The 15,243-nt window shown below is 59.0% G+C and carries 18 protein-coding genes and 1 tRNA gene; 14 read left to right on the forward strand and 5 right to left on the reverse strand.

Features of this window, described 5'->3' with window-relative positions:
• Positions 1-36: 36 nt before the first annotated feature.
• The 5 genes from ACNPP0_RS17070 (at position 37) to ACNPP0_RS17090 (ending at position 6,450) form a co-directional block, all read left to right on the forward strand.
• A complete protein-coding gene (locus ACNPP0_RS17070) occupies positions 37-579 on the forward strand; it encodes a phosphoribosyltransferase (RefSeq protein ID WP_046803673.1) in 543 nt (180 codons plus the stop codon).
• Between the two features lie 399 nt (positions 580-978).
• The gene (gene rpsU / locus ACNPP0_RS17075) at positions 979-1,191 is read left to right on the forward strand and encodes a 30S ribosomal protein S21 (protein WP_006218592.1); all 213 of its coding nucleotides are present in this window, start codon (positions 979-981) and stop codon (positions 1,189-1,191) included.
• Positions 1,192-1,210: 19 nt separating this feature from the next.
• Entirely contained in the window at positions 1,211-3,274 is a 2,064-nt protein-coding gene (gene dnaG, locus ACNPP0_RS17080) for a DNA primase (RefSeq protein ID WP_332613368.1), read from the forward strand.
• An 811-nt stretch (positions 3,275-4,085) separates the two neighbouring features.
• Positions 4,086-6,362: an RNA polymerase sigma factor RpoD gene (gene rpoD / locus ACNPP0_RS17085; RefSeq protein WP_332613367.1), complete on the forward strand. Its 2,277-nt coding sequence runs from the start codon at positions 4,086-4,088 to the stop codon at positions 6,360-6,362.
• A 9-nt stretch (positions 6,363-6,371) separates the two neighbouring features.
• Positions 6,372-6,450: transfer RNA gene (locus tag ACNPP0_RS17090), tRNA-Ile, on the forward strand.
• A gap of 26 nt (positions 6,451-6,476) precedes the next feature.
• On the opposite strand, the gene ACNPP0_RS17095 is transcribed toward ACNPP0_RS17090, so the two are convergent.
• The 3 genes from ACNPP0_RS17095 to ACNPP0_RS17105 all read right to left on the reverse strand — a co-directional run bounded on the left by ACNPP0_RS17095 (position 6,477) and on the right by ACNPP0_RS17105 (position 8,051).
• The gene (locus tag ACNPP0_RS17095) at positions 6,477-7,268 is read right to left on the reverse strand and encodes a tyrosine-type recombinase/integrase (protein ID WP_332613366.1); all 792 of its coding nucleotides are present in this window, start codon (positions 7,266-7,268) and stop codon (positions 6,477-6,479) included.
• An 11-nt stretch (positions 7,269-7,279) separates the two neighbouring features.
• Positions 7,280-7,621: a helix-turn-helix domain-containing protein gene (locus ACNPP0_RS17100; protein ID WP_442880405.1), complete on the reverse strand. Its 342-nt coding sequence runs from the start codon at positions 7,619-7,621 to the stop codon at positions 7,280-7,282.
• 82 nt (positions 7,622-7,703) lie between these two features.
• Positions 7,704-8,051: a hypothetical protein gene (locus tag ACNPP0_RS17105; protein ID WP_448706531.1), complete on the reverse strand. Its 348-nt coding sequence runs from the start codon at positions 8,049-8,051 to the stop codon at positions 7,704-7,706.
• A 99-nt stretch (positions 8,052-8,150) separates the two neighbouring features.
• Here ACNPP0_RS17105 and ACNPP0_RS17110 point away from each other — a divergent pair, with 99 nt between their 5' ends.
• The 4 genes from ACNPP0_RS17110 (at position 8,151) to ACNPP0_RS17125 (ending at position 11,409) form a co-directional block, all read left to right on the forward strand.
• Complete coding sequence (locus ACNPP0_RS17110) at positions 8,151-8,603, forward strand: baseplate wedge 1 family protein (RefSeq protein ID WP_332613364.1); 453 nt, start codon at positions 8,151-8,153, stop codon at positions 8,601-8,603.
• On the forward strand, positions 8,593-9,561 hold the full coding sequence (locus tag ACNPP0_RS17115) for a glycine-rich domain-containing protein (protein ID WP_448706532.1): 969 nt from the start codon (positions 8,593-8,595) through the stop codon (positions 9,559-9,561). The genes ACNPP0_RS17110 and ACNPP0_RS17115 overlap by 11 nt, the downstream gene beginning before the upstream one ends.
• Positions 9,562-9,569: 8 nt before the next feature.
• Positions 9,570-10,001, forward strand: a complete 432-nt coding sequence (locus tag ACNPP0_RS17120; RefSeq protein WP_332613362.1) for a hypothetical protein — start codon at positions 9,570-9,572, stop codon at positions 9,999-10,001.
• A 70-nt stretch (positions 10,002-10,071) separates the two neighbouring features.
• The gene (locus ACNPP0_RS17125; RefSeq protein WP_448706533.1) at positions 10,072-11,409 is read left to right on the forward strand and encodes a hypothetical protein; all 1,338 of its coding nucleotides are present in this window, start codon (positions 10,072-10,074) and stop codon (positions 11,407-11,409) included.
• Between the two features lie 43 nt (positions 11,410-11,452).
• On the opposite strand, the gene ACNPP0_RS17130 is transcribed toward ACNPP0_RS17125, so the two are convergent.
• Positions 11,453-12,244 carry a class I SAM-dependent methyltransferase gene (locus ACNPP0_RS17130; RefSeq protein ID WP_332613360.1) on the reverse strand — a complete coding sequence of 264 codons (792 nt, stop codon included), beginning with the start codon at positions 12,242-12,244 and terminating at the stop codon, positions 11,453-11,455.
• Positions 12,245-12,367: 123 nt separating this feature from the next.
• Here ACNPP0_RS17130 and ACNPP0_RS17135 point away from each other — a divergent pair, with 123 nt between their 5' ends.
• Genes ACNPP0_RS17135 through lysC form a run of 4 tightly spaced genes read left to right on the forward strand, consistent with a single transcriptional unit; the run spans position 12,368 to position 13,653 of the window.
• Positions 12,368-12,655 carry a hypothetical protein gene (locus tag ACNPP0_RS17135; RefSeq protein ID WP_332613359.1) on the forward strand — a complete coding sequence of 96 codons (288 nt, stop codon included), beginning with the start codon at positions 12,368-12,370 and terminating at the stop codon, positions 12,653-12,655.
• Positions 12,652-13,146: a lysozyme gene (locus tag ACNPP0_RS17140; RefSeq protein WP_332613358.1), complete on the forward strand. Its 495-nt coding sequence runs from the start codon at positions 12,652-12,654 to the stop codon at positions 13,144-13,146. The genes ACNPP0_RS17135 and ACNPP0_RS17140 overlap by 4 nt, the downstream gene beginning before the upstream one ends.
• On the forward strand, positions 13,125-13,535 hold the full coding sequence (locus tag ACNPP0_RS17145) for a hypothetical protein (RefSeq protein WP_332613357.1): 411 nt from the start codon (positions 13,125-13,127) through the stop codon (positions 13,533-13,535). The genes ACNPP0_RS17140 and ACNPP0_RS17145 overlap by 22 nt, the downstream gene beginning before the upstream one ends.
• Positions 13,432-13,653, forward strand: coding sequence for an Rz1-like lysis system protein LysC (lysC, locus tag ACNPP0_RS17150; RefSeq protein WP_442880412.1), 222 nt, complete (start codon positions 13,432-13,434; stop codon positions 13,651-13,653). The genes ACNPP0_RS17145 and lysC overlap by 104 nt, the downstream gene beginning before the upstream one ends.
• Here the strand turns inward: lysC and ACNPP0_RS17155 are convergent.
• Positions 13,646-14,326 carry a class I SAM-dependent methyltransferase gene (locus ACNPP0_RS17155; RefSeq protein ID WP_332613356.1) on the reverse strand — a complete coding sequence of 227 codons (681 nt, stop codon included), beginning with the start codon at positions 14,324-14,326 and terminating at the stop codon, positions 13,646-13,648. The two genes, lysC and ACNPP0_RS17155, sit on opposite strands and share 8 nt — an antisense overlap.
• A 660-nt stretch (positions 14,327-14,986) precedes the next feature.
• On the opposite strand from ACNPP0_RS17155, the gene ACNPP0_RS17160 reads away from it, so the two are divergent.
• On the forward strand, positions 14,987-15,190 hold the full coding sequence (locus ACNPP0_RS17160; RefSeq protein WP_172616244.1) for a cold-shock protein: 204 nt from the start codon (positions 14,987-14,989) through the stop codon (positions 15,188-15,190).
• The last annotated feature ends 53 nt before the right edge of the window (positions 15,191-15,243 follow it).

Consider the following 15,243-nt stretch of genomic DNA (forward strand, 5'->3'; position numbering starts at 1 on the left):
GCCCTTTTCGTATCTTTAAGCAGGAGACGCTTACCTATGAGCGCGCCGACCAATGATGAGAGCCATCTGTGGGTGACGTGGGACGATTACAACCGGCTGATTGAGCGCCTGACCTTGCAGGTGCACCAGTCGGGATGGAAATTCGACAAGATTCTTTGCCTGGCGCGCGGCGGTATGCGCGTCGGCGACGTTATGTCCCGTATTTTTGATGTGCCGCTGGGCATTCTGGCCACCAGCAGCTACCGCGAAGCTGCGGGCACCAAGCAGGGCGACATGGACATCGCGCAGTTCATCACCATCACGCGCGGCACATTGTCCGGGCGGGTGTTGTTGGTGGACGACATGGTCGACACCGGCAAGACCTTCAGCAAGGTCTACGATCATCTGAAAAGCCAATTCGCCGACATCACGGAATTGCGCAGCGCCGTCCTCTGGTGGAAAGGGCATTCCCAGGCCACCCCCGACTATTACGTCGAGAAGTTGCCCACGAATCCCTGGATCCACCAGCCGTTCGAGGACTACGACAGTCTGCGCCCGCATCAGCTGGAGGCGTGGATCCGCAAGGGTTATAAGAGCTGAGCTCGGCCAGTCTGAAGTCCAATGCAGGAAAGGAGGGATGCATCTGTGCGCCAAGCGTCCCTCCTAGTAGTCAAAGCGTGCATGACCATGCTAGAATCGCTGGTTATCGCTAAACCGAACTTGGCTTGTTACTCTTTGGGTAGTCTTTGGGTAACGGAAACAGCCAGCGGAAATCCGAGAAATACGTAAAAAACGGGCAAGAGTGGGTACGCATCGGTACTGCAAAGCAGCGCTGCATGTTTTCCCGCTACGTCGTTTTTCGAGAACTTGGGTTGCGCTTTCAAGGTTCCTCGTTCCGCGGTTATTGGTTACCGCGGACCTGGACCCGCGCAGCGTTGCTGGTAAGCAAGCCAGGTTTGTCATCAACTTTTGTTACCCTACAAGCAGGCCAATCACTTTATGCCTATCGTTCGACTGAAGGAAAACGAACCGTTTGAAGCCGCTCTGCGCCGCTTCAAGCGCACCATCGAAAAGACCGGTTTGCTCACCGAGCTGCGTTCGCGCGAGTTCTATGAGAAGCCCACGGCCGAGCGCAAGCGCAAGCACGCCGCCGCCGTGAAGCGCCACTACAAGCGCATTCGTAGCCAACAACTGCCCCCGCGCCTGTATTGATTTTTGATTCCCGAATCTATTGATTCCAGAATCATTCATCCAGGATCTACTCGCCCGAGTCGACGTCGTCGATGTAGTCGGGCGATATGTGCAGTTGCGAAAGGGTGGGGCCAACTTGCTCGGCCTGTGCCCCTTTCATAACGAAAAAAGTCCGTCGTTCACTGTCAGCCCCACCAAGCAGTTTTATCACTGCTTCGGCTGTGGGGCCCATGGCAGCGCCATCACATTCCTGATGGAACATACGGGTACCAGTTTCCCCGAAGCCGTGCGCACGCTCGCGGCTTCGGCGGGAATGACGGTCCCGGAAGAAAATCGAAGTCCACGTCAGCAGCAGGAAACCGCGCGCCGCAAGGCCGAGGAATCACGCCATACGCAGGTGCTGGATGCCGCGCAGGCGCACTATCTGAAGCAGTTGCGCGCCTCTCCGGCCGCGATCCGTTACCTGAAGCAACGTGGCCTGACGGGCGAAATTGCCGCGCATTTTGGTTTGGGGTGGTCGGGAACCGACCGCCACGGCCTTTCGCAGGTCTTTCCCAATTACGACGACCCCACGCTGGTGGAGTCGGGCCTTGTCATTGAGTCCGAAGATGGACGCCGTTATGACCGCTTTCGCGAGCGCGTCATGTTCCCGATCCGCAACGCGCGAGGCAGTCTGATCGGGTTTGGCGGTCGCATCATCGGGAAGGGCGAACCCAAGTACCTGAATTCTCCCGAGACACCGCTTTTCTCGAAGGGCCATGAACTGTATGGCCTTTGGGAAGCGCGCCAAGCCATCCGCCAGGAAGGTCAGGTGATCGTGGTTGAAGGGTACATGGACGTGGTCGGCTTGGCGCAGCAAGGGATCGCCAACGCGGTCGCGACGTTAGGCACCGCAACGACGCCGGACCACGTTAAGAAGCTGCTGCGCGCCAGCGACAAGGTGATATTCAGTTTTGACGGTGACGGCGCCGGTCGGCGTGCCGCTTGGCGCGCGTTGCAAGCCTGTCTGCCGGTGCTGCGCGACGATATCGCCATTCGATTCCTCTTCTTGCCGTCCGAGCACGATCCGGATTCCTACGTGCGCGAACTTGGCGCTGAAGCATTCCGCGCATGCCTGGGCGACGCAGTGGCGCTGTCCCGATTTCTGCTTGACGAGTTGGCCTCGCGCCACAACATGAATGAAGCGGAAGGGCGCGCCAGTTGTCTGCACGAGGCCAAACCTCTGCTGGCGGCCATCCCGGAATGCGCCTTGCGCGTCCAGATCGAGCGCGAAATGGCCAAGCTGGTGCAACTGACGCCTGAGGAAATGTCCCAGATCCTGGCACAGCAACCGGCTAAGCCTTTTGCGCCGCCTGGCACCGCGAAAGCCAGCGCGAGCGAGGCCGGCGCGCCGTCCGGGAATTCGGGTCCGGATCAGGACGGCGGTCACTCCGATATGGGCTATGACTTTGCCGGCCATGATTTCCACGACATTCCTGCTGAAGAACCCGACTTTGCCGATTACGGACAATTTCCGTCGACGGGTGGAGAAGCTGTGGCGGGCTCCGGCCAACGGTCCGGTGGAAAGCCTGATTGGAAGAGCAAAGGCGATTGGAAAGGCAAAAGCGACTGGAAGGGCAGCAAGGGCAGTTGGAAAGGGCGCCGGGACAATGATGTCGGCGGCTTTGAGGGGCGCCGCACCATGCCGTCGCTGGCCAAGCGTTTGCTGGGGCTTTTGCTTGCTCACCCCGAACTTGTCGACTCGATGGGCGATCAGCAGCTTGAAGTCATCGACCATGGTCCCCATCTAGGTTTGGTACGGGACTTGATCATGCTGGCCCAATCCAGCGGCGCGCGCCATGTCGGTGCCCTGCTGGAGGCGGCCGAGCCGGATTCCGACCTGGCGACCGTCCTGAAGGGGCTGCGCGCGGACATCCTGTCTCAGGAAGATCTGCCGGATCCCCAAACCGAGTGGGACGACGCCTTGCGGCGCATTGAATTTGATTCAGCGAAGCTTGAAATGGCCAAGCTGGCAGCGACGGGGCTGTCTACGGAAGAAGCGCGAAAGCGCTATCTGGAGCTGTCCAGCCGTTTGGCGGTGTTGAAAGGTGCTGGGATACGGTAAATGCGCTAAAATCGAAGGTTGTCCGCTGGCAAGGGCGCCTGCCGGGCTGTGGAGTGCCAAGCGCGGCCTTCCAAGCGTAGCCTTGCATTTTATGCACCGACGTTTGCAGCGCAAAGATTCCTGAAATATTTCTGAATCCGAGATGACCCTGGCCCCGGCCGGCTTGTGCTCATGGATTTGCCCAAGCCGGCGGAATCAATTCCGGCTAGGTGAATCTAATAGATTTCCGCGGCTGCTGCTGCTTGAGGCGGTCTGGCAGAAAGTAGGCGCGCGAGACGTAGTGAAGAAGATTTGAAGCAAAAGCAGTATTGAGAAAGACCGAAGTACATCGAGGACGAAGTACATCGAGGACGAAGTACATCGAGGACGAAGTACATCAAGGACGAAGTACATCAAGGTACTTGTTTTAAGTGATTTTATGGCCGACGGCTGGAGCCGAAGGCTGAGCGGTGAATCAGGCAGTTCAGCGGTGAGCATTTTTGCGTAGCGTTAGTGGTCTGGGTGCTGTGTCTACATAGCTGCTAGGGGCAACCGTCCCCATAAGCAAGCAAAGCCTATTTATAGGCAGGCAGCCCCCCCGACGCCCGGAATCCGCCGCAGGATGAGGTCATGCACGTTAAGCGCCCGAACGGTATTGCACCGGCAAGGCGCCAAGCGGGCTCGCAAGAGCTGGCGCTGCGAACAACGCAGCCGCGTGATCTTGGCCGGTTTATCTGTTTTACCCGTATCTGCGTCGCGCTGGGCCACCGTCCAGGGTGAACCAGCGCGGTGCAACATGCCCAAACGGGTTGCGACGACCACGGAAGCGACTATGACCAAATCCACCGGCAAATCCTCCTCTGCAATTGATGCGGCTGAAACTCAGGCCCCCGCGGCCAAGCGTGCCGTAAGCATGGCGGCGGAAAAAGCGCCCGCCAAGACGGCGGTGAAGGTCGCCAAGCCTGCCGCCAAGACGGCTGCCAAAAAGGCAACCAAGACGGCTGCGGGTGACAAGCCCGAAAAAGTGACCAAGGCGCGCGCCAAGAAGGCTGAGGACAAGCTCGCCGACTTGGTGGGCGGCAGCGCGCCTCGCTCGGGTCCGGTACCCAGCGGCCGCCGCCCGGGCCGCCCCGCCAAGAACGCCAATAACGACGGCGATGGCTTCGACGACACGATGGACGGCGAAGGCGAAGTGCTGCCTGACCTGAAGCCGCCCAAGCGCGGCGGCAAGCGCGGCAAGGCAGATCCCAAGGATCTGATCGCGCGCGGCCCTGTCACGCCGGAAGAATACGAAGCTCGCCGCAACCGTCTGAAGCAGCTCATCAAACTGGGCAAAGACCGCGGCTACCTGACTTACGGCGAAATCAACGACCATCTGCCCGACGATCTGGTCGACGCCGAAGCCATTGACGGCATCATCAGCACGTTCAGCGACATGGGTATCGCGGTTTACGACCAAGCGCCCGACGCCGAAACGCTGTTGATGAGCGAAAACGCCCCCGTTGCGTCCAACGACGACGATGTCGAAGACGAAGCCGAAGCCGCGCTCACCACCGTGGATTCCGACTTTGGCCGGACCACCGATCCCGTGCGTATGTACATGCGCGAAATGGGTTCGGTTGAACTGCTGACGCGCGAAGGCGAAATCGAAATCGCCAAGCGTATCGAAGACGGCTTGAAGCACATGGTCATGGCCATTTCGGCCTGCCCGACCACGATCAACGAAATCCTGGCCCACATCCTGCGCGTGCGGGAAGGCCAGGCGCAGATCGACGAAGTCGTCGACGGCCTGGTTGATCCGGAAGACGGCGAAGAATACGCCGGCGCCGGTGTCACCGCTGACGAAGACGAAAGCGATGACGGTCCCGCCGGCGGGATGTCCAGCAAGCAGCTGGAAGACCTGCGCGTGAAGGCGTTGGCCAAGTTTGACGAAGTGGGCAAGCAGTTCGACAAGATGCGCCTGTCGTACGAGAAAGACGGCTACAAGTCGGACATCTACGTGCGCGCGCAGGAATCCATCCAGAACGAACTGATGGGCATCCGCTTCACCGCGAAGATGGTCGAAAAGCTGGCTGACACGCTGCGCAACCAGGTGGAAGAAGTGCGTCAGCTTGAGCGCGCGGTCCTGCACACGTGTGTGGACCGTGCCGGCATGCCGCGCACGCACTTCATCAAGGTCTTCCCGGGCAACGAAACCAATCTGCAATGGGTCGTTGACGAAGTCAGCGCCGGCCATCCTTACGCCGAAACGCTGGAACGTCAGATTCCGGCGGTTCAGGAGCTGCAGCAAAAGCTGATCGACCTGCAGACGCGCGTCGTGCTGCCGCTGAAGGACCTGAAGGACGTCAACAAGCGCATGGCAACGGGCGAAGCGAAGGCCCGCAAGGCCAAGCGCGAAATGACCGAAGCCAACTTGCGTCTGGTGATCTCGATTGCCAAGAAGTACACGAACCGTGGTCTGCAATTCCTGGACTTGATCCAGGAAGGCAACATTGGCCTGATGAAAGCCGTGGACAAGTTCGAGTACCGTCGCGGCTACAAGTTTTCGACGTACGCCACGTGGTGGATCCGCCAAGCCATCACGCGTTCGATCGCCGACCAGGCGCGCACCATCCGTATTCCGGTTCACATGATCGAAACGATCAACAAGATGAATCGGATCAGCCGTCAGATTCTGCAGGAAACCGGTGCTGAGCCGGATCCCGCGACCCTGGCGCAGAAGATGGACATGCCCGAGGACAAGATCCGCAAGATCTTGAAGATCGCTAAAGAACCGATCTCGATGGAAACGCCGATCGGCGACGACGATGATTCGCACTTGGGCGACTTCATCGAAGACACCTCGACGCTGGCGCCTTCGGACGCGGCTTTGCATGGTTCCATGCGTGATGTGGTCAAGGAAGTGCTAGACTCTCTGACCCCGCGTGAAGCCAAGGTTCTGCGTATGCGTTTCGGTATCGAAATGAGCACCGACCAGACCCTGGAAGAAGTGGGCAAGCAGTTCGACGTGACTCGCGAGCGCATCCGCCAAATAGAGGCTAAAGCGCTGCGCAAGCTGCGTCACCCCAGCCGCGCCGATAAGCTGAAAAGCTTCCTCGAAGGGCAGTAATCCTTTCCTGGGCCTCTAGCTCATGCCTGGTTAGAGCAGCGGACTCATAATCCGTTGGTGCCGAGTTCGACTCTCGGGGGGCCTACCAAGTACCAGCGCGGGTTTGCGGGCAGTTCACGCAACCCGCGCTTTTTTTTGTGTGGGGGATTTCTTGCCAATCTCCCCGAGCGCTGATTTCATCGCTTCGGTTGCCAAGTGACTGTAGCGTTGGGTGCTGGCTGCCGACTTGTGACCAAGCACGGCGCCGACGGTGTACAGGTGCACATTGGCGTTGATCATGGCGCTGGCTGCGCTGTGGCGTAGGTCATGAAAGCGCAGGTGACCCATGCCCACCGCGACCGCTGCCGCCTTGAACTCCTTGGACACGTTCCACTTGTTGCGTGGTGCCACCTTCGACGCCGAGCGGATCTTCGGGTGCATAGGCACGTGGCGGGGTTCGCCGTTCTTCGTGTCCTCCAGCATGAACATCCCATCCTGGCGTACCGCCTCCAGAATTTCGCTTAGGCGCATCCCGCTGTAGAAGGCGATCCGGATAGCCGCGCGCGACTTCTTGCACTTGCACGCCCGGGCGATGGCCAGCATCTCGGCCCGGTTCACATAGTTCCGGCGTTCGTTCCGAACCTCCGGGGCGATTACTCGCTCGGCCGGGTCGCGGTCGTGCCTCCCGTGGCGCTTCCATCCCCAGCGGCAGGCGCTGGTCAGGTAGCGGATTCGGTTGCGCTTGGTGGCCGGGGCCAGCGGCTCGCCGGTCAGATCATGCAGAGCCTTGTCGGCGTATTCCTTGCAGACCTCATGCAGCGCGCCCATGGGTTTTCCCTGGTAGGCCCACATCATCTGCGCCAGCTCGCGGGTGATGATCTCACCGGATTTCAGGTCCGGAATGCGCTCCTTGATGTAGATCGCCACCGCGTCCTCAATCAGGAACTGCGGGCGTTCGACACCAGTTGCAAGCGCGTAGAGTCGGGCCTACTCTTGGCGGTCGTAGGCGTCAGCTTGGGCTTTACTCCACGACTTTGGAAGAGCTTTTCGAGCGCGGACCCGCTGCCCTTCAATGAGACGGTCGAACTCAAACATGAGGCAACCGCGCGCTTTGTCTCGGTATATCGGCATGATTGCAGGTACTCGGCTAGGTCTTCGGGTGCGAACAAGATCCGGCGCCCGACGCGGTGGCAGGGGATCGGGCCACCCGGGGCGGCCAGATCATAGACGGTACGGGGGGAGAGCCCCAATTCTCGGGCGGCCTCGGGGACAGAAAGCATATCGCCTCCAAAACGAAGCCCGCGCTAGGCGGGCTGTTTCATCCAATTCTTGCGGGTGGTTCTGAGCATCTGCTCAATAACGTCAGTCATCCGCATCCTTTTGCAAACACCGGATCGTCACGCCATCAGGCGCTTCGATGACCAATGACGGCTGAAAACCGTTGCGGTAGTTCAGCGCTTCGATTCGCATCGGCCAGCGGGGGAAATCGTGGTCGTCCAATTGCGGATCGTGATTGGCCACACCGATCAGCCATGAGCCGCAGTTTCCTGGGCAATGCTGTCCAGTGACGATCAAGCCCAGGCCGCTTTCTTTGTGCTCGACCAAGTATTCGATTGGACGCCCACTGGCGCAGTTGTCGTAGTCGTCCTTGGAGTGCTCGACTTCACCGAACGTATCGTCGCTATAGCCTTCAAATCGTAGGATTGGCATTTATTGCTCCTTCTCCGGATTAACCTTCACCCACTGTCTCGCCCAGCGCTCCATCAGTACGCCCGCATGCGCCCAGTTCTCGCCATGCCGAAAGATGAGATGCCACGCTACACCTACCTTGGATACAAGGAGGCCCTGGACTGCCAGCCATTCAATCAGGCGCCAATGTTCACAGGCGTGCCATCGACGCAAACGTACCGGCTGTCGGATGACGCATACCGCAAGTTGATCCTGGTCAAGGCGTTGGCCAACATTTCCGACTGCACGTCGCCCAGCTTGAACAGGCTCCTTTCGAACTTGTTTGCCGGGCGCGGACGCTGCTATGTGTCCGACACGGGGCAGATGGAGTTCCGGTACGTGTTCGAGTTCGCGCTTGAACCGTATGAGATTGCGATTCTGACCCAGTCAGGCGCGATTCCAAAGCCCGCCGCCGTCCTCGCTAACGTCCTGCAAGTCGACCTACCCACAACCTTCGGATTCAACGAGGCGCTGATGCAGCCGTTCGGTTCCGGTGTCTTCTTTACCTCTTCGGGGCTTATCAATGCAAGCTAGCAACGCACCTACCAAGTCGGCCGTCCCGTTCGCCAACAGCGGGACGAAGAACACCATCCCCGTCGCCTCGCAGATTGGCATTACGCCTGGCCTGGCGTCGTTCACCGACGGTTTCCCACCGTTGACTATGACGCCGCTCGCGGCCGGCGGCGTGCCGCCCTACGGCGCGGACTTCAACGGTATTCTGAACTTCTTGAGCGCCGGCATGCGCTGGAACCAAAGCGGCGGCGGCTACACCTACGATTCGGCCTTCGCGACGGCTGTGGGCGGATACCCGAAAGGGGCTCTGCTGCTGCGCGCGGACTTGTCCGGGTACTGGCTGAACGTGGCCGAGAACAATACGACCAATCCGGATACCGGCGGCGCCAATTGGCTCAGCCTCTTCACCTCCCCGACGCTTGTGTCTCTAACTACGAGCGGGAGCTTCACTGTCCCAGCTGGCGTTCGGTCGATCGATATCGAACTCTGGGGTGGCGGCGGTGGCGGTGGTGGCGTTGGGGCGACAGGCGGAATTGGCGGTGGCGGTGGTGGCGGGGGTGGCTATGCTCGGGGAATCTTCCCCGTTGTTCCTGGAACCGTCTATTCATACGTCGTAGGCGCAGCCGGCTCGGCAGGAGGTTCGGGCGCCAACGGCGGCAATGGTGGAGCTAGCTCATTTGGCGCGCTGCTGAGCGCAACAGGTGGGAGTGGGGGGACGTCGAACGCGAGCGGCAATGGCGGCGCGGGCGGAATCGGCGCTGGCACCATCCTGAATATCACCTCTGGCGCAGGCTCTGCGAGTTCTACTGCCTTAGGTGGATCGGGTGGGAATACTTCCTTCGGAGGTGCCGGTGGCGGTGCTGGCGTCGGGTCTTCTGCGCCTGGCTGCATGCCCGGAGGCGGTGGGGCAGGGCGCGGCCCCTCCAACGTTGGTTCTGGTGCAGCAGGCGGCGCAGGCCTCATCAACATTCGATATTGAGATCCAATATGGCAACATACGCACTGATCCAGGATGGCGTCGTCACGGAACTGTACGAGACGGAGAAGGATATCTACGAGATTTTCCATTCGTCGCTTGTGTGGCTGGACACTACAAAAGTAATACCGGCTCCTGTGGTTGGCTGGACATACAACGGCAAGAAGTTCTCGCCACCGGACGCGGAACCCTTGACCCATGTGGTCCCGAGCGAAGTATCCGCCGGGCAGGCCTATGCAGCTTTGGCTGTGGCAGGATTGCTTGACGTGGTCACGGATTGGGCCGCAGCGCCCGACACGGACCCGATTCACCGGATTGCTTTCGAGAAAGGGACTTCGTTCCGACGCGATAGCCCGGCAGTTGAGGCCGCGCGCATTGCATTGGGCTTGAGCGACACTCAACTGGACGAGCTATTCGCGGCTGCCAGTGGCATTCGGCTTTGAAAGGTGGGCACTGAATTGACGGACGGGGCGTGGCATATAAAATCGCTGCAACCCAAAAACGTTGAGCTAGATGCAAATATCCTACAAAAAACCGGCGTGGTATTGGTTCTTCAGCTTCGTGCTGTTCATGATCGGCGGGGTGCTGTTGAGAGACGGCGGCGCCCAGCCGGCGCTTCTCGCGACGATTGATCACGTCAATGACGGACTCGGCATCAGTGACCCCGGCTCATTTGCCATCGGCGCCAAGGACATTTTCCTGCATGGATGGGTGCAGCCGGCGAATTATTGGGTGGTGGGTTTCTGGCCACCTGGCTTCATGCTGCTGGAAGGCTGGCTGCTGAAGGTGTTCGGCGGCAACGCACCGATCATCGTATTGGCTCAGGTCTGTGCCTGCGCGATGCTGGCCACGATGGTGACCGTGCAGCGCCGGTATTTGTCGCGCTTCGTGAGCATTGCCGCCGCTAGCCTATTGCCCTTTCTAATCTTCGTCTTTCCGATGCCTCGGCTGTTTCTTTTCGAGCCGATCGGTATCGTGATGAGCGAAACGTTTTCGGTCAGCTTCTTCATCACCGCAGGATTGCTCATGCTGGAGGCGGTCGAATCTGGCCGCTTGCGCGTCGCGGCCTGGGCGGGGTTGCTGTATGCACTCTCGGCTTATTTTCGGTCGCAGTACGAGGTCTTTGTGATGGTAGCCACCGCCGTAGGCGTCCTCGCTGTGGTTGCCTTGGCATGGCGGGCGCGCAAGGCGAAGGCGCCCAGCATCAGAACGGACAGCCTGTTCTCTATCAAGGCGATCTTGTTGGCTCTGACCGTCGCGCACGTTCTCATGGTGCCGTGGCGCATGCACAGCTATGCCACGCATGGGAACTTCCTTTGGGTGCAGACATCCAGTCTGACGGTTAGGACTGCGCTTAGCACCGACGACGCGCTGCTGGCGGAGAATGGCTCATTTGTGATCAACGGCGGCGGCAACCTGGCTTGTAAGTTGGAGCCTGACTACTGCGGCAAGAACGATAGATCATTGTTCCTAAAGGCATTCTTCCAGAACCCCGTGAAGTGGATCTCCGCGAAGCTTGCCCTGGCGCGGAACTACTGGAATACGTTCTCCTATCCACACAATCCATTGTCGGCCTGGTTCTATGCCATGGACGGCGTTGCGAACATCGTGTTCCTGTTGTGCCTGCTGATCTCGCTGCCGTTGTTGTGGGTGGTGCGCGGTTACCGCTGGTGGGCGGTGCTGGCGTGGTCGGTGGCTTCGCTTTACGGGGCCGCCGCTGTGATCTTTGTGCTGGTGCATTTTGAGTCACGGTACTTCTACATTCTCAAAATATTCTCCTTTACGACTGTCATGAGCATGATGGCAATATGGTGGCGGGGGTCCAGCTTTGGGTGGAGAATGGCGCGTTGAAGGCTATGGGCGGGAACGGCACGATTACCGTTCTGGCGCCGGCCTAGTAGGCGTACTTCTTCATCGCCTCGGGAAGCTTGAAGTCGACGGGCTCCGGATCGTCGGCGAGGCGCGCGACGATAAAGAGCTTGTCCAGATCTTCGATGCCGTGCTTGAGGAAACAATTCACCATGCGGTACCGCTCAATGGTGAAGTACTTGTTCATGATGGCGACCTTGTGTTCCATGTCGCCATCGTCACCCATTCCGCCTTTCCCTTCCGCGAAAACATTGTGGCTCTCGAATAGGAGATGGCCACCGGGGCGAAGAAACGAAACGATCCGCTTGATGTAGTTCTCGAACCCCATGTCAAGGTTCCCATCGATGGTGTGGTGGTTCGAGAACGACAGGACCACATCGTATTTTCGGTCGCTTTGGAACGTGGAGAAGTCGCCGTCGATGACCTCCATATTGCTCAGTTTGAAGTGCTTTGCGGTGTCTCGGGCTACGCGGTTGAGATGCGGGTTCAATTCGATCGCTGTGACGGACTTGGCCCGCCAGGCACAGTAAACGGCGACAAAGCCAGCGTTACTGCCGATATCAAGAATGTCAGCGTTATTCAGAATCTGATCGACGTCGTACTGCTTAAAGCGAAAACCGGTTGGCTTGCCACCAGTAATCCCAAGTTCTTCTAGGCCTTGGTAGAAATACCCGTGTGTGTATTGCTTTTCCTTCGGCCAGGACCTCACCTGCTCCTTGAGGTGACCAAAGAGCTTGCGCTGAATTAGCGCCTTTCCTTTGAACAATCCTTTCCAGAAATCGTAAATGGGGAACTTGCGGTAGTACGGAATAGCCATGCCGCCCTCGCTTTGTCGAAGGGATGGATTTTATCTTTTTCACAGTTTCAGGGAAGAAGCCCGCTTCGGCGGGTTTTTTTTCGTCTATAGGGGGCGCGATGTTGTCGCTTCAAGGGGAATGCCATGGCTGACGAGCATCTGTCCGACCCCTTTATCAAGTCACTGCACGCGCGCGTCGCGCAAATGGAGCAAGACATGGCCCACAACGCGGAAGCCACCGCGCGGAACACGGACTCAATCGAGACGATCCGGCAAAACACACAGGACATCGTTGATACCTTCGCGGCGCTGGCTGGGGGCTTCAAGGTCTTGCAGGGGCTGGGGCGGCTTGCCCGACCGATCGGGTACATCGCGACGGCGATCGCAGCCACGTTAGCTGCGGTTGCGGCAGTGAAGGGAATTTGGAGATGATCTCGGACAGCTTGAAGCGCAAGTTGATGGCGGCGGCCAGCGCTGGATCGATTGCGATTGCCGGCGTGCTGGTGTCGCACTTCGAGCCCGGGAAGATTCGGGGCAAGCCCTACATCGACCCCGTAGGCGTGCTGACGGTCTGCGACGGGCACACCGGCCCTGACATCGACCCGAAACGGATCTACACCGACGCGGAGTGTGACTCGTGGCGCCACGCTGATCTGGCCATTGCCGACCGGGCTGTGCGTCGCCTGATCACCGTGCCGCTGAACGACTGGCAGCGCGCCGCCTTGATCGACTTCACGTACAACCTGGGCGCCGGCAACCTGGCCGAGTCGACCATGCGACGCAAGTTCAATGCGGGCGACTACGCCGGCGGCTGTGCCGAGCTGGACCGCTGGGTGAAAGGGCGGGTGGGTGGCGTGCTGGTGACGCTGCCAGGCCTCGTCACGCGCAGGGAGGTGGGCACATGGGTCTGTCTACAGCGTTGATCGGCTGGAAGGGCTACGCCGCCGCCGCACTGGTCGGCGCAATCGTTCTCGCAGGCGCGGCTGCCTCGGTTCTTTGGTACGGAGCAGCAGAACGGAAGGCTGGCCGTGTCGAATGCCAGGAAGCGCACCGTGTCGCCGGCCTGGAAGAGTTTAAGACTGAGGCGGAGCGACTGACCGGCCTGTCGCAGAGCCTGGCTAATACGGCGGAGAGACTTGCCACCGCCGAGCCCAAGGTAATCGAGAGGTACACCCGTGAAATTATCCAGAGCCCTTTGCCTGCTGACTGTGTGCGCGACCCTGGCCGGGTGCGCACAACCAACGACGGGATCGACGCGGCCAACGCTTCCCGTCAATCTGAGCGCGCCGTGCCCGCCAGTTCCGCACATTGATTCTGCGTCCTGGGACGATCTGGCCAGGGCTCACATCGCGCTGGCGTTCCAATATGCGGAATGCGCTGCCCGGCATCAGGCGGTAGTGGACGCATGGGCGGGGGCAGAGTTTAGGTAGGACGTGTCCCGCACACCCAATACTGCCCCCCAAGCGGAAGCCACCCCAGGTGCCGCTCAACCCATGCCAGTGCAGATAGCTTTGGTGGGATGAACAGACAATACTCAAAAGTGTGCAGGTCGAGAGAAGCCTGTTTGATTAGAGATTTCATCTGTTTTGGCTTGAGCAAAACCGCATCTGCGTCATAGATGCAGTTGTTCACTATCCGGCGAGTGATAGGGTTGTATGGGTTGTGCTCGAAGACGCACAAAGCGCCTCCTGGGATCAACCGATCCACCAATCCTTCAGTCGCGCGCGTACGCTCAGCCGGGGGTATGTGGTGATAGACGCTAGCGACAAAGATCAAGTCATAGGCGCCGCGTGGTGACGTGTCACCTTCCAAGAAGAAATTATGCCCGGGGTGTTCTTGGCGGGCGACTTCTAGGCTTGCTTCGGAGACGTCAGAACCCTCAATGACGGCGCCAGGGAAAGATTCCCGGAGAAAGGGGATGTTCCTGCCGATTCCGCACCCGTACTCTAATATCCGCGCAGGCTGGATTTTCAATGTGTTCTTAACGAGATCCACCTTGTAGCGCGCGAAGTACTCATCATCAGCAGAGAAAAACCCCACGCTCTCTCGTAGGAGGTCGTTGTAATTCTCTGTGTGGTTATCGAAATCGACCTTCTCACTCATGCCGGCTCCTTTTTTGTGCGGGCATATTACAAGAGCAAGCTAGCTAACGATATCCTGAATTGTCCGGGTCAGGCCCTCGGTCCTTCACCAGCTTGATCTCATCGTCGGCCCCGATCTCGCGCACCCATGATCCGCACCCCTCGTCTGGGTAGACAGGGGCGATGCGGTGGCCAGGATCGCGGCGGCAGTACGGCCTGCGCCCCTGGTCGGTGGTTTCACCATGCCAGTGGGTACAGGTCCAGCTACCCGCCGAGTTTTGGGGGCATGGGCTTGAAGTAGGACATTGCTGGACAAATATACAGCAAAGAGTGTGGGGGATTTATTGGCAAAGTAGGCGCAATCCGGCGTAATCGACGCGCTGGGCGCGAAGGGAAAGCCCTGCAAAATCAACGCCCTAGGGCTATGCGCCTATCGCGTCCGTTGACTCATAATCCGTTGGTGCCGAGTTCGACTCTCGGGGGGCCTACCAAGAAAATCCTGAGCGATCAGGTACGAAACAGCCGCCAGCAATGGCGGCTGTTTCGTTTTTGGGGCGAAGAGGAGCCTTCAATGTGTGCGAATTGTGTGTCATTGAGAAACAGCGATATCTTTGTTGACGTTAAGCGCCCATAGTGGCTGCGGGAATATTTTTTCCCTGTACATCTAGGACATACATTGAAGATAGAAACTGGTATCGTGAAGTGGTTCAACAACGACAAGGGCTACGGCTTTATTTCGCCGGAACTGGGTGGTAAAGACCTCTTTGCGCATTACTCGGAAATTCAGGGTGACGGGCACAAATCTCTTGAAGAGAACCAGCGCGTTTCTTTCGTCGCCGGCCAAGGACAGAAAGGTCCTCAGGCGACCATGATCAAAGCGATTTAATAACCTGTTTGCCCGCTGTCAGGCGGGCAGGTTGGTAGCAAGCTGCGGGGGGG

The sequence above is a fragment of the Achromobacter semiaridum genome (assembly GCF_053543755.1).

Bases quoted from the DNA above. Each gene is read 5' to 3' on its own strand.
- ACNPP0_RS17140 (WP_332613358.1), top strand. From the start codon at position 12,652: ATGATCTCGGACAGCTTGAAGCGCAAGTTGATGGCGGCGGCCAGCGCT.
- ACNPP0_RS17120 (WP_332613362.1), top strand. From the start codon at position 9,570: ATGGCAACATACGCACTGATCCAGGATGGCGTCGTCACGGAACTGTAC.
- ACNPP0_RS17155 (WP_332613356.1), bottom strand. From the start codon at position 14,326: ATGAGTGAGAAGGTCGATTTCGATAACCACACAGAGAATTACAACGAC.
- ACNPP0_RS17125 (WP_448706533.1), top strand. From the start codon at position 10,072: ATGCAAATATCCTACAAAAAACCGGCGTGGTATTGGTTCTTCAGCTTC.
- ACNPP0_RS17100 (WP_442880405.1), bottom strand. From the start codon at position 7,621: ATGCTTTCTGTCCCCGAGGCCGCCCGAGAATTGGGGCTCTCCCCCCGT.
- rpsU (WP_006218592.1), top strand. From the start codon at position 979: ATGCCTATCGTTCGACTGAAGGAAAACGAACCGTTTGAAGCCGCTCTG.
- ACNPP0_RS17110 (WP_332613364.1), top strand. From the start codon at position 8,151: ATGCCACGCTACACCTACCTTGGATACAAGGAGGCCCTGGACTGCCAG.
- rpoD (WP_332613367.1), top strand. From the start codon at position 4,086: ATGACCAAATCCACCGGCAAATCCTCCTCTGCAATTGATGCGGCTGAA.
- ACNPP0_RS17105 (WP_448706531.1), bottom strand. From the start codon at position 8,051: ATGCCAATCCTACGATTTGAAGGCTATAGCGACGATACGTTCGGTGAA.
- ACNPP0_RS17070 (WP_046803673.1), top strand. From the start codon at position 37: ATGAGCGCGCCGACCAATGATGAGAGCCATCTGTGGGTGACGTGGGAC.
- ACNPP0_RS17135 (WP_332613359.1), top strand. From the start codon at position 12,368: ATGGCTGACGAGCATCTGTCCGACCCCTTTATCAAGTCACTGCACGCG.
- ACNPP0_RS17115 (WP_448706532.1), top strand. From the start codon at position 8,593: ATGCAAGCTAGCAACGCACCTACCAAGTCGGCCGTCCCGTTCGCCAAC.
- ACNPP0_RS17130 (WP_332613360.1), bottom strand. From the start codon at position 12,244: ATGGCTATTCCGTACTACCGCAAGTTCCCCATTTACGATTTCTGGAAA.
- ACNPP0_RS17145 (WP_332613357.1), top strand. From the start codon at position 13,125: ATGGGTCTGTCTACAGCGTTGATCGGCTGGAAGGGCTACGCCGCCGCC.